Origin of the sequence: Zobellia sp. B3R18 (assembly GCF_018860715.1) — a bacterium.
GTDB lineage: Bacteria > Bacteroidota > Bacteroidia > Flavobacteriales > Flavobacteriaceae > Zobellia > Zobellia russellii.
In genome coordinates this window covers 82,649-95,701 of sequence record NZ_JAHKQG010000005.1, presented here as the reverse complement: position 1 = coordinate 95,701, position 13,053 = coordinate 82,649, and the positions used below count along the sequence as shown (strand labels likewise).

At 32.9% G+C, this 13,053-nt stretch carries 9 protein-coding genes; all 9 read right to left on the bottom strand.

Annotated elements, in window-relative coordinates; translation table 11 throughout:
• Positions 1–74 precede the first annotated feature (74 nt).
• The 9 genes from KO513_RS02765 to KO513_RS02725 all read right to left on the bottom strand — a co-directional run bounded on the left by KO513_RS02765 (position 75) and on the right by KO513_RS02725 (position 13,040).
• Positions 75–1,523, bottom strand: a complete 1,449-nt coding sequence (locus KO513_RS02765; protein ID WP_215912205.1) for a DNA/RNA non-specific endonuclease — start codon at positions 1,521–1,523, stop codon at positions 75–77.
• 253 nt (positions 1,524–1,776) lie between these two features.
• Entirely contained in the window at positions 1,777–2,997 is a 1,221-nt protein-coding gene (locus KO513_RS02760) for an McrC family protein (RefSeq protein WP_215912204.1), read from the bottom strand.
• Entirely contained in the window at positions 2,990–5,461 is a 2,472-nt protein-coding gene (locus KO513_RS02755) for an AAA family ATPase (protein ID WP_371735274.1), read from the bottom strand. The genes KO513_RS02760 and KO513_RS02755 overlap by 8 nt, the downstream gene beginning before the upstream one ends.
• A gap of 55 nt (positions 5,462–5,516) precedes the next feature.
• The gene (locus tag KO513_RS02750; RefSeq protein ID WP_215912203.1) at positions 5,517–6,542 is read right to left on the bottom strand and encodes a PD-(D/E)XK nuclease family protein; all 1,026 of its coding nucleotides are present in this window, start codon (positions 6,540–6,542) and stop codon (positions 5,517–5,519) included.
• 1 nt (position 6,543) lies between these two features.
• The gene (locus tag KO513_RS02745) at positions 6,544–7,161 is read right to left on the bottom strand and encodes a hypothetical protein (RefSeq protein ID WP_215912202.1); all 618 of its coding nucleotides are present in this window, start codon (positions 7,159–7,161) and stop codon (positions 6,544–6,546) included.
• Positions 7,162–7,175: 14 nt separating this feature from the next.
• Positions 7,176–8,159, bottom strand: a complete 984-nt coding sequence (locus KO513_RS02740; protein WP_215912201.1) for a hypothetical protein — start codon at positions 8,157–8,159, stop codon at positions 7,176–7,178.
• 3 nt (positions 8,160–8,162) lie between these two features.
• A complete protein-coding gene (locus tag KO513_RS02735) occupies positions 8,163–10,094 on the bottom strand; it encodes a hypothetical protein (RefSeq protein ID WP_215912200.1) in 1,932 nt (643 codons plus the stop codon).
• Positions 10,091–11,422, bottom strand: coding sequence for a restriction endonuclease subunit S (locus KO513_RS02730; RefSeq protein WP_215912199.1), 1,332 nt, complete (start codon positions 11,420–11,422; stop codon positions 10,091–10,093). Before KO513_RS02730 ends, KO513_RS02735 begins: the two co-directional genes overlap by 4 nt.
• A complete protein-coding gene (locus KO513_RS02725; protein WP_215912198.1) occupies positions 11,415–13,040 on the bottom strand; it encodes an HsdM family class I SAM-dependent methyltransferase in 1,626 nt (541 codons plus the stop codon). The genes KO513_RS02730 and KO513_RS02725 overlap by 8 nt, the downstream gene beginning before the upstream one ends.
• Between the last annotated feature and the right edge of the window lie 13 nt (positions 13,041–13,053).

Sequence of the window (13,053 nt, the reverse complement as noted above, 5' to 3'; positions counted from 1 at the left end):
TACCACCGGCTTACCACCGGCGTGCCGGTGGTAAGCCGGTACAACTATAAGCTGTACCGGCGACCTAAATCTAGCTATACAGACGGCTCAGTATCTATGGTTGATTCCAAAGTGGACTCAATGGTATCCGGTATGTTCTCTAAAAGATTATACCCTGTTAGATTTTCAATGGCATCAACCGTAGTTTTAAATTGCGTCCAATCGGTATCTATGTTTTGATCATTGGGAACAAGCACTGCAATTACTCTGGTAGATGTTGTTACGCGTTGAATGTCATTGGTCCCATTTGGCAAAATCAATGCAACTTTCCAAAAAGCGTCCGGTACATTTATTTCTCCATTAGATATGGTGTTGGCCGATCCATTACTACCTGTACCACCAGTACCTACAACTCCGGAAATAATATGTACTTCATTCCCATCTAAAGTTAAGGAACGCAAATAGCTTTCAAGATTAGCCCATGACCTACGGTTATTGTCCGGAGCCTGTGGCGCAATATTGGTCATGTAATATGTATTCTCGTTTGAATCTTCGCTACCATTACGATCTGCCGATGGGCACAAATGCCCTCTGTCAAAACCAGAATTAGTATAGTCGCTGGTAGTTGCCCTAAAGAATGTACTGGATAATGTTGTATCAGACTTAAAACAGTTACACCTAGAAGTAGTACCTGTCCATGCCGTACTTAAATGCCAGCTCACCCAATTGGCGGTTCCATTGCTATTATTATATGATAAGCTAAAATCCGGTTTAGATAGAAAATAATTATCAGCGGAAGAAGCTGCATCGGATGGATTACCAAAAGTAAGGTTGCTATCCATAGATGGATTGTTGCCACCTCCTGATGTATTTACTTCAACTTCAATATTGTCTATATTAATTCTGTTAGACCCTCCAGAAATCTTGAATATGCCATAGCGTACGCTTTGCGTATCATTAACCTCAAACGTAACCGTATTTAATGTAGTTGAATTGGTGGTGATGGCATCTCCTACGTAGTACCAAGTTGCACCATCATCGTAAGAAGCTACCAATCTCCAATTGGATGCTCCGTTACTTCCATATGCTGCATGACGCACAAGAACACTGCTGGCACCGTTTTCCATATTAAAGCTCATAGTCAATTTACCAGTATTCCTAATCCTAACGGACTTTGAACCAAACTTTCGGTCATTGGCCAAAGAGCCCAATAGGGCATCTTCCAAATACCAATCTCCAGATGGGGATAAACTTACACTCCCGGCAGCATAGCTTCCTTTTGCACCAGATTCAAAGGTTTCCGTAAAGCCAACGGTCTTTGCCGTTAGGCTATATGCTTTGTGCTTATGCGGTCCCTGATTATCATAATAATAGGTGGGAACACTTAGTTCGCCGTTGATGGTAATTCCTTCTATAGGAGTTTCCTCGATTGGTATTTCATCATACACGGAGCTATCCGTATAATATTCATCAGTAGAACACCCTATCAAGAAAAAGGATAATAGAGCAAAAAGAGAAAGGTAATTTGGGGCAAAGTACTTCATAAGGCTATTACTTTTAGTTTTACAATGTGATATCTTGTAAAGATAATGTAATACTTTACTTACTTATTGTACTCGTTATAGATTGCTTTAAAAATAACTTGAAGGGTGAAGACTAGGTTAAGTTAAATATATTATATCTATGAATATACTACTTTCAAAGCTCGACTGTGCCATCAAAACCAACCATATGAGGTAATCTAATTCTATTTATATCATAACATACCTGACCAGGCTTAAAATACGTGAGAATACCTCAAGAAAACCACTCTATTATTTCTTCACCCAGTTTATCATTAAGTCTATCCCCATTAAGAATATTTAATTTTCCAATTGCGCATTTATGCATTTCATCACCATCAAAAGCTATAAAATCAGGTTTATCAGTTTTTAATGACGGGTATAGTAGTAGTGCGCTGAATGATTCCCAGTATTCATTGTAGACATACATTTGCCTTAAATCATGTGTGGAAGGTTTACTTCCACCAATATTTTTCCATTTGGTGTCTACTACATAGGTCTTGTTTCTTTTATGGATTACAATGTCAGGTCTAATATTGATCCTGTTCCAAAAGGATTTTGACTCCTGACCTTTGACTTCTACACCGTCAATAGCCTGCATCTTCAATTTTACTAGAACATACTCTTCCCATAAATCATTCATGTTGAACAACAGTGCAAGCATCTTCTCTTTACCACTAGATACATTGGGAGCAAAGTTTAGTATAATCAGCCTGGCAATATCTAATGCAGTTTTATACGGGCGCGTCTTTCTGTTAGCACTTAACCTTTCAAAGGTGTCTTTATTTGCTTTAATATTAGAAACTTCAGGAAAACTGGCCTGAGCGGTTTTGCATTTAGAATACAAATGTGTTCCAGACGAAAATTGCCCAATAATATTCAATGCTAAGGATAGAAGTTGGTGAATATGGTGGTCATGGTTATACACCTGATGAGACGTATGAAAACGCTCTTTATGGATTAAGTTTTGCTTTATGTGAGCTGCAAATTCCAGCTTTCCCTTTAAGAACTTAACATTTCCGGTGTTAATTCTATATTGCTTAATTAGTCCTTGCCTGATTAATATCTGAACCTCATTCAAAAACCATTCAAAATAGATATCCAACAAATGGACTTGCTGCTTATTTACATTTGCGTGACCAACCTTATTTACTTTTAAACGTTTTGTAGCACGAAGCATATCAATCAATACTTTTTGCCATAAATCTTCCTTTGAAGAACCTCCATCTATTTTTGGAAGGATTTCTATTGTGAGCCCATCTATTTGAATGACCCCAACATATTGTGAAAATTTAACCCCTTTATGGATTAGGGTAAAATACTCATTATTATGAAGTTGATTAAGTTTAGCTAGAGCATTAAAGTGCTTTTCTTTAAAAACAACTCCGTTATATTCCCTACCATAATGCAATTTACTATGCTCAAAAACCCGCAATATGTTTTTTCGCTTACTCATTTGTGATTCCCAATAACAAGCCTACAGCTTCTTCTATATCATCAACTGACCGAATCAATTCGTAGGCCCTGTCCATTTCAGGTACTTCAATATTCTTAAAATTGGCGAAAATGTTTTTTTTGACTTCTTTCTCCTTTACAAAACCCGGCCCCAAAACCAAGGCAATTTTTTCATAATCATTATAAAAGTATTCCTGAAGCAATGGAATAATGTTATTCTTAAACACGTTCAGAAGTCCTTCTGTATCTCCACTCTTTAACTTAATGAAATACGAATGTCCTATGGTGTGGTCCCTGTCTAACAAAACTTCTATTCTCTGGTTAATTGTCTTCAAAACCTTTTTAAGATTGAACCCTTCAAACTCAATGTCCTTTAAAAGACCTGGCTTAGGCATGACCTCTTGAAAAACGAATCTTCTTCTCAATGCCGTATCCAATGCTTCAACACTTCTATCTGCGGTATTCATAGTACCAATGATGTAAAGGTTAGAAGGCACCCCAAATGATTCATCTTTAGAATAAGGTAATTTTACTCTTATTTCTTCAGCTGCTCCTAAACGTTTATCAGGTTCCAATAGCGTTATTAATTCTCCGAAAATGGCCGATACATTACCTCTATTGATTTCATCGATTATTAACACATAGTTTTGATTTAAATTTTTCGTAGACCTTTTAGGAGACATGCTTTCTAAATAATCTATTTTAATATCATCATTGTTAAATTGATAGATAGTTTGTTGTGAAATATTTTTATCTACGAATAAATTTGGGTTTGCGTTTAATTCTGTAGCAAGCCATTCAACTTCACGAAAATGATGATAAGGAATTCCTTCATTTGCAGAATAATTATAATCGGCTTTAATAACCCCAATAGCATCTATAATATGATTCCCTAATGAGACCAAAACAATATCACCCTCTTTCATTACTTCTTTAAAAGCATATGTCGCAGTTGCACTGTAAGCTGTTTTCTCTATTAGTTCTGGAAAAGCATCTTTGAAATTTTCTTTATACGTATTCCAATTTTTGGAAGGTATTGTGTTTAAATTATTTTTACCTCCATACCCTAAGGCAATTTTATTATGAGTAATGCACCAATCATGAATATCTTTACGGTTTTTACCACCTAGACTCATTTTAAAAAAGTTGCTGTTTCTAAAATCTACATTAGATGTATTTACAATAGCTTCACCAGCTATTCCTTTTGCTCTATTAGATAAGAGTTTTAAAATACCATCTTGAATTTCATAAGCAATATCATTATTTTCTTGATTTAACACTGGTTTTATTCCTTCAACAAAATCTTCATAGCTCATAGACTGATGAAAAGTTGTAAAAACGATTTGTCCTGCACTTACAAGTCTTTTATATTCTTGTTTTAGAATATTTCTATCTTGTAATATATCAAAATGTGGATTTGCAATAAAAATTGCATCCTCAATGGTCTTATATGTTTTTCCTGTACCCGGAGGACCGTAGAGAATCGAATTTAAAGGTGACTTTATTTCTGGCATTAACTTCTGTGTATCTCGGGCAGTAACATTTCTTTCTTTTGTAAATTGAATAAACTCTTTTATAGCAGCAGAAAAGAATCTGTCTCTACCATAGGAAGGTGCTTTTTCATAATAATATTTTCCATTTTTTTCTCTTTGTTTCTCTAATAAATCTTGATATAGCTCCGTAAGTTCCGTAATGTCATTAATGGTATAAATATCTGTTGTCAATATTTCATTTAAAATATCAATAGCCCTTAAATAAGATTGTGCCTTTTTACTACTTTCAACCTTGTCTAGCCATATGGCGAAACTTTCACGAACCGTTTTAGACTGTCCTTCGTCCTGCTTTACATATTTATACTTCATAAAACGAACTTCTAACTTATTTTGCATATTCTCAAACTCTTTTTGAGTTATACGATGTGCTACAAATTCAGCATTGTTTTCTTTTTCCTTTAGTATAGCTTTGTCTACAGCTGGCATTATGACCTGTAAGTCTTTATCGATATCATTGAGCATTATTTCCAAAGAAGTATAGACCTCTTGTCTTTGACCGCTTTCCAATTTAAAAATTCGGTTGTTCTCAGCGCTTGGTTTAATATTCAATGTACTAATTGGAGTACCTTCTAAAATCTTAAGAAGATTAAGAACTGATTGATTTTGGCTATCACGCGGTGAATTCGTTTGCTTGAATTCAAAGTGGTACTCATATTTATTATCATTAGAATCAAAAATGAGATTTATGCAGTCACTTGATGAGCCTGGATAAGCAACGGGTAATGTCCAAAAAGTAGTTGCAAAATAATTAGATTTCTTCGTGCCAATAAAGTAGTCTAATTCTGAGCCTTTTGAACCTTTTACTCTAACAGAAAATGTAAACTGTGTGTCCGCTTCATGCTTCTGCATAAACCATTGATATACTTTCTTTTCGTAATCTTGGTATTCAATCATAATTTGTTTTTTTTCCACTGAGCTCCTCTTAAAACATCCACATATACCGTCCTGTTCCCCAGCTATTTCTAACTCAGTTATCTATAAAATTCCAAGACAATTGCTTGTTCTGGCTGATGAAATCATTTAATTTCTCAAAACTACTCGTAAACCAATCTTGGATCTCTTTATCCGCATTTACGTTGTTTAGAAACCTACCCAAGTCCTCTTCCAATTGAAAAACAGTACCAATATCGTATTCAATCATTTTAAAGTTTGAGGTGTGTTGTAAACTAACAAAGGTTTTATAATGTTCATGTTCTTTATCCACAAGAACTCTGGTAAACATTTTTAAATTATCAAACTCAATACCATATAATAATTCAGACAACTTGCCTGTTTTTGACAGCAACACCTTCTCCACTGAGTATACAATTCTATTATGATTTCTAATTTGGTCCCAGTTAAAATTCTTGTTATAATTAACTTTACCAAATCGCCTGGTAAATTCCGGTTTGCTATTTTCTATGTGAAATTCTACAATTTCAATAGTTTTTCGCATACTTTCCATGGCGATTAGGTTATCGCTCTTTAAAGTGTTGTCTTGCGCCATTTTATGTTCTTTTAAAAATTCTAAGTATAATTTTACTACTGGCTCATTTTGATATGTTTTTAAAAAATTTGCTACTTCATACCATCTAAATTGGGAAAAGTCAACATTAGCTTTACAAATACCTTTAATATTATCCTTAGGGTCAGAATATTTTGTGCAATACCGTAAATACTTGCCCTTTCCATCATGATGCTTAATTAATGCTTTAACATAACGTTCCAACTGTTTATCACCTTCTGAAGATTCAACTTTGTTTTCTACAAAGCATACATTAGTGTCGCCAATAAAAACTAAGTCTATAAAGCAATTAGAGTCATTGGGTATACTTTGAAAATATTGTGTATCAACTGAATACTCCTCTTCTGGCAGATTCAAGAATCCTGAACAAAAAGCAGCACAAATATCAGGGTGCATTTTTAGAATGCCCGCAAAAGATTCAGTATTAAAATCCTCCAGTGGATGCCTAATACTATTGTTTCTATATAATTTGTATAAACTGTTGAACATTTTAATGTCTCCCGCAGTGGGGTTTAAAATGTCTCGCGACCGATTTTTCTATGAGTTTAAGATAATCATCACCCAAATTTTTGAATTCAAAAACTTTCAAAATTATGTTTATATCATAACCGCTTGCATAACTACTCAATTGTAGACCTTGTGTCGCATTTGTATTATAGTAACCTAAATGCTGATTTATACGTTCTGCTATGTTAGAATGTTTTTTCTTTGTTTTTTCACCCTTTCCGGCTCTAATTCCTAAATAAATAATATTACCTGTTGATCCTGAATATGCCTTAAGAGCTTTTGCCGGCACCGTTCTAAACCCTTTATATTTCTTATTCTCTCTATAGTCGTTCAATAAACCTAATAGCTTAGCACGTTGCTGAACGTCTTCAATTTCAAACCAATATAAACAGTGGTTTTTCATCAATTCCAACTTCTCAAATAAGTTGACGAACTCCTTTCTTTCATATGCTTCTTGAGCTCCTTCTTTATACTCTTCCAAATCTTTTGCATTAAAAGTGAATTTGAACTTAAAAGCCTCTTCTATAGTATCGCTTATAATTCTATTTACAATTTTTTTGATGAGCTTATCTATGATTTCAGTTTCCCTTTTCAAATCCATTTTCATCACATTCACTATTCTAAAATCATTCCTAATTCTTCTAAAATATCGCGTTTCATTTTACTTAATGGTCTTTTTGAAAAGTTTTTTTCTTCATAATGAGTTCCAAATGCTAGTCTATAGAGTTCTTCCATCGAAACATTACTGTCTACAGATTTTAAAAGCCCTTTTAATTTAAGTAAATAATCAATTGAATATAATTTTCGTAAACGGACTAAATCATTAATCTCATCTCTATGAGTTTTATAAATATCTTCTATCTTAAAAGCAACAACGGTATTATGTTCTTTAGAAGGAATAGGTCTTTTAATTGTAAAGGAATATTTATTTAAACTCTCTATCCAATAGCTGAATTTTAAATTAATTTGTTCTGGTATATATGGATGCAAAAATTTTTTTGTATCCATGATTGTAGTAGATTTTACACTGCTATTACAAACATGACAACTCGGTATTAAATTATAAAAAGATAATGCCAATATTGGATAAGTGCCTTTTGGAAACCAATGATCAAATTCTGGTCTTGTAATTTTAGAAGGATTAACTACTGTTTTCGTGTAAATTCTATTACAATACACACAAGTATTGCTGTTCAACTTTTCTGCTAAGTTATATGCGGAATATTTAGATGATTTTCTTGCAAAGCCATTAGTGTATTTAAAAACTGATTGTATCTGACCGAGAATTGGCACATATTTCTTTATAAGAGCTTTCTGAGCAGTAGTTCTTGATTTTGATTGTTTTCCCTTTGCTACGAGAAAATCCTGCCATTCTATTACACTTATACCACTAACGGTACTCAACCATTCATGGTGATGATGCACTAACTTATCTGGTAAATCAGTTAGTATATTTCGAACTTTATATTTACTCAAATAGTTCTTTAAATCTCCATTAGGTAAAACACTGACTCGGTCCAAAACTATTGGCAGCAACCTTTTGACATGCAGCTCTCTTGCTTCTATAATATTTGGGTTATACGGATCTAGAAAAATCATTAATTAGTTTTTCTTTAAAATATCATTAAGATAATCTGTCTGTTTTTCAATCATTTTTGCAATAAAGTCACTATCTAATTCAATATCACTAAGCATCTCTGCAAGTTTATTTCTTAAAACGGGTTCTTCAATCAAGCTGATTACTTTTTTAATATCACTAAACTCATCCGGATTATAATCATTCTCTTTATTTCGATTTTCATTTATCCACTTTATAACATATTCAATTTTAGAATTAGCAAAATCACCTATTAGTAAATTATCTAAAAAGAATGAATGTCCCAGTAAATCATTGACATTTGCAGCAAAAGTTGTTTTAGGTCTTAAAGGGCTATCATGACTTAAAATTCGGTCTTCGCCACCAGATTGTAAATATGTAACATTGGAGTTTGGAATATCACTTAAAGAGATAGCATCATGTGTTGTAAAAACAATTTGAACTTTGGATTCTAACGTTTTAAAAAAGTCTCTTGAAAATTCAATTATAGATTTTACAAAAGATTTTTTCCATATCGGGTGATAACCCAAATCTGCTTCATCCAAAAATAATATATAATAACTCTCTTTATTTACAACAGGATAATTTAGAATATGTCTAGAAAAATAATCATAAATTCTACTGTATAAATTTAAAAGAGCAGTTTCTCCAGAGCTCAGTCTCCTTTGTGCATATTCGGGGTTAGCGAAATGTTGCAAATCACTCATTGATTGAAATGCATGCCTTTCATTAATTTTCTCTTGTAAATAATATTTGTTTAAGGCTACGAGTAAATTCTCATTGAGATCTAAAAGTTTATCAAGTTTATCTTCATCAAAAAAGAGTGATTTGGATGACCAGCTAAAATAACTATCAGCGTTAGAATATTCTATTTCATCTATATATTCATATAAGAAATTCAGAATAGAAATCACTTCTTCATTAGGAAGAGGATGCAGATTTCCTTTAGAAAAGTTATAATTATTTAACCAAAACTTGAGTTGAGATATTGCATCAGGGTTAGTTTTTAAAAAATTGTTTAATTCTTCCTCATCATCAAAATGTCCCTCTTCCAAAAAAATATTTTGTCTTTCCATTAATTTAATCAAAAGACAAAAAATATCCATTAATAAAATGTTTTTAAATTGCATTTTATTTAACTCAAATCTTTCTTTCTTTGAAGACACATTTCTATTTAGAGATTTATCTTCATGCCTTATTTTTAAGAAAAGTTCATTTAAGAAGTTACGAAAATCCCGGGGTGTATTTTCAAAATTCAATCCATTAGTAGTATCACTATCTATCCTATGTCTAGTAAATACAACCCTATATAAATCATCATTAAATAAACCATATTTTTCTGTTATTTTCCTTGAAAATTTAGATTTCTGAAAATTGATAAACCTCTTGTAATCAGCTCGTTTCAACCTTTCGGAAATAATGATTTTATTATTAGCATCGTAAGTTGAATCAATATTTACCAAATCTTCTCGTAGATATCTATCTGCACTAATATCTATTCCTGAAGCTTCTAATTTATAATCCAAATAAGGTGAGTAATAAATAGTTCCTACTTGTTGACTTATTTGTTCTAATTTAACCTTCCAATCGCCTTCTAAAATAGGTGGGGGTATGTTAAAATTATAATGGTTAAAATAACAAGTATCTCCTTCCTCCCAAAAAGCAAAACCAGGTTTAAAATCCTTATTCAAAAGTCTTAATACCTCATAGATAGTTGTTGTTTTCCCACTACCATTACTTCCTACAATGGCTGAAACATTTGTAACTGTATTGGTTGAATCAAAAAAGTTATTTATGTAATTCTCATTTCTCCTACGACTTATCCTAGTTTTTCCATCACCAAATTTTACTTTATAATTAAAATGACCTCCAAAATTTAATGTATAACCACCATATTTGTTATCACGTTTTTCAATAAAAACAGCTGCTAACCTCATAAACTATCGTATTTAACCCTTTCCTCAGCAACCATACCCAACTCCTGCTCTACCTCACCAAGATTCCCATCTGCATGGGAATGCACTATGCGCACCTGCCCATTCATTAACATAGGTAACAACCAATCTCTAAGCTCTGAGAGTTTTTGGTTTTCGTTAAATATATTTTTTCTTTTATCGACAATACTCTTTGTCATTTCTTCAAATTTCAAAATCAAATCCACTTTGGGCTTTAAAATTTTAAGGTTTTTGATAGAGGTTAACCCCAAATTTTTAATTGTAGAACCTGTAGCCATATTCCAAAAAACTTTCTGCATATGATTCTGATTTAGGTATTCATAACAATAAGACCTGTAATTCTCTTTGCAGTTAATATATGCCGAACTTTTACCTAACATAACCTTTTCATCATTATAGATTGCTAGATTACCTAATGTTCCGTTAATTGATAATAAAATAGAATTACTATTAAGTTCTTTAAAGTTTCTTTCGTATTCTTCGGCACTAACTTTCTTCGTTTCACTATCTATAGAAATAAATCCATTCTTTAAGTTATTCCCATTTATGAAGCTGTATTCAGAATCATCTACGTATTTTGGTGTTCCATGCAATCCATCACCAATTCTTGTAGATAAATCGCCTAATTTACCATCTTCCCAACCCTCAGGAATCTCACGTTTCAACGCTTCATTATAAACCATTTTACCACCAGACGATTTATAAGGTTTACCATTAGCATCTGGAAAATCAAACTGTACAAACCAATAATCGTAAAGCGTTTTTGCCATCGCTTCTAACTCTTGGTTTATTTTGTTGTTGACTTCTATCTTGGCGTCTAAATCGGAAAGGACTTTGGCTATTTGTTTTTGGGTTGAATAATTTGGAATTTTAAATTGCAAAGCACCAATGTCTTTGGAAGATATTGAAGGATAAGCAGAAACACTATTCATTCCAATAGTGTGTAAATATTCTGTGATATGATTTTGAATTAACTTATAATATAAATATTTAGGATAAACCTCTTTATCAATAACGTCAATGACTGTAAAACCTGTTGAAACGATTAAATTGTCAATAGCATTTTCAATAAAACCATAATGTTCTTGATTAGGTCTGACCGTTGAATACAAGATTGAATGTTCACTTACTTTTCTTTGTGCACGACTGGGTACTTTATCCTTAGAAACTTCTAATTCCTGATAAGCTTCAACTTTATTACGAGTTAAGTTTCCTGTATCTAAATAATTTAGAAATTCAGGCAACTCGTTTTTTTTATAAGTTTCCTTATTAAGTATAGCTATATCTGAAATTTTTATAACTCTACTCATATCTTAACCCTTTCAAATTACTCTGAATCTCCTTTTCCAAACTCTTAGACTCGGCAAATAAGCTTTCTAAATTGCTTTCAAAACCCTTCATTTTAGCAGTAAATTCTTCCGCAGTAATATCAACATATTCAATTTTAACCTCAAAATATTGCCCTGCACTTAGGCTGTAGTTTTTGGTTTTTATATCGTCATAAGACACCACAACAGATAAGTCGTCTTTGGCTTCTTTCGCATTAAACACCTTTATAATTTGTTGTTCTTCTGCTTCGCTTAAAACGGTTTTTTGGTTTTTGCCTTCTTTTACTTTAGTGCCTAAATTAGAGGCATCTACCAATACCACATCTTCAGTATTGGTTTTATCTAAAAACAAAATACTCACGTTGGTTCCTGTGGTGGCGAAAATATTAGAGGGCATAGATACTACACCTGCCAGCATTTTACTTTCTACTAGTTTTTGTCTAATTTTTTTATCGATACCAGATTGTGCGGTTATAAAACCTGTTGGTACTACAATAGCTGCTTTACCTTTGGCTGTTAAGCTGTGCATAATGTGTTGTATAAACAGCAAGTAAATAGCCATAGAGTCTTTCTTGCTTTTAGGTATATTTGGTATGCCTGCAAAAAAGCGTTCTTTATTGGCTTTACTGTCTAAATCTGCACTGTAATCACTAAAATCTAGCTTAAATGGTGGGTTAGACACAATATAATCAAACTGTTCTAATTGTCCGTTGTCTTGTTTGTGATACGGACTTAAAATAGTATTGCCCTGTATAATGTTTTGTATGGAATGTACCAGATTGTTTAAAATAAGATTTAAACGCAATAAGGCAGACGATTTTTGCGAGATATCTTGCGAGTAAATGGTGCACTTATCTTCGCCAATGGCGTGGGCTATATTCATTAACAAGGTTCCCGATCCTGCACTTGGGTCGTAGCAGGTTACGTTGTTTACATCGTCTCCAGTTACCAAACAAGCTGCCATGATTTTGGCTACAGCATGTGGTGTAAAATATTCGGCATATTTTCCACCAGAATTGGTATTGTAATCTTTGATTAAATACTCAAAAATAGTGGCAAAAAAGTCAAATTTCTGCGTGAATATATGTTCAAAACTAAAACCAACTAGCTTATTAACTAAGGCTTTACAGAATGCATCTCTATTATCAGAAACATATTTGCTTAAATTTTCAAACAAGACTATTTTTTCTCCCCCTTGGGTAAGTACCGAGAAAATTTCACTATTAGCCTTAGCAACGTCCATTAAAGTTTGGTCAAAAGTATCTGCAAATTTTGCTTCGTTCTGCTTTTCAAATAAACGGGACAAGAAGTTTTCGGGCGCTATACGTGCCGTATTCTGGCTTATTTGCATACTTAACAATTCCAACTCGTCCTCAGAGAACTTACTTAAAGCTTCGTCAAAATTTTCGGCCTCTGCCAAACTTGGTTCCAATTGTTTCAGCTCGTAAACGTATTTATCGTTTAAGAATTTATATAGAAATACTTGAGTAATTATTTTAAATTCGTTTCCATCATTTCCTAGACCATATTGAGCACAAACACTTTTAAGTTCGTCTATAAGTGCTTTGGTCTGGGTTTCAAATTGTGTGGTACTTGTCATTATATTTAATTCT

Excerpts from the sequence above, each read along its gene's own strand:
- KO513_RS02765 (WP_215912205.1), bottom strand. The coding sequence starts at position 1,523 with ATGAAGTACTTTGCCCCAAATTACCTTTCTCTTTTTGCTCTATTATCC.
- KO513_RS02760 (WP_215912204.1), bottom strand. The coding sequence starts at position 2,997 with ATGAGTAAGCGAAAAAACATATTGCGGGTTTTTGAGCATAGTAAATTG.
- KO513_RS02750 (WP_215912203.1), bottom strand. The coding sequence starts at position 6,542 with ATGTTCAACAGTTTATACAAATTATATAGAAACAATAGTATTAGGCAT.
- KO513_RS02745 (WP_215912202.1), bottom strand. The coding sequence starts at position 7,161 with ATGGATTTGAAAAGGGAAACTGAAATCATAGATAAGCTCATCAAAAAA.
- KO513_RS02740 (WP_215912201.1), bottom strand. The coding sequence starts at position 8,159 with ATGATTTTTCTAGATCCGTATAACCCAAATATTATAGAAGCAAGAGAG.
- KO513_RS02735 (WP_215912200.1), bottom strand. The coding sequence starts at position 10,094 with ATGAGGTTAGCAGCTGTTTTTATTGAAAAACGTGATAACAAATATGGT.
- KO513_RS02730 (WP_215912199.1), bottom strand. The coding sequence starts at position 11,422 with ATGAGTAGAGTTATAAAAATTTCAGATATAGCTATACTTAATAAGGAA.
- KO513_RS02725 (WP_215912198.1), bottom strand. The coding sequence starts at position 13,040 with ATGACAAGTACCACACAATTTGAAACCCAGACCAAAGCACTTATAGAC.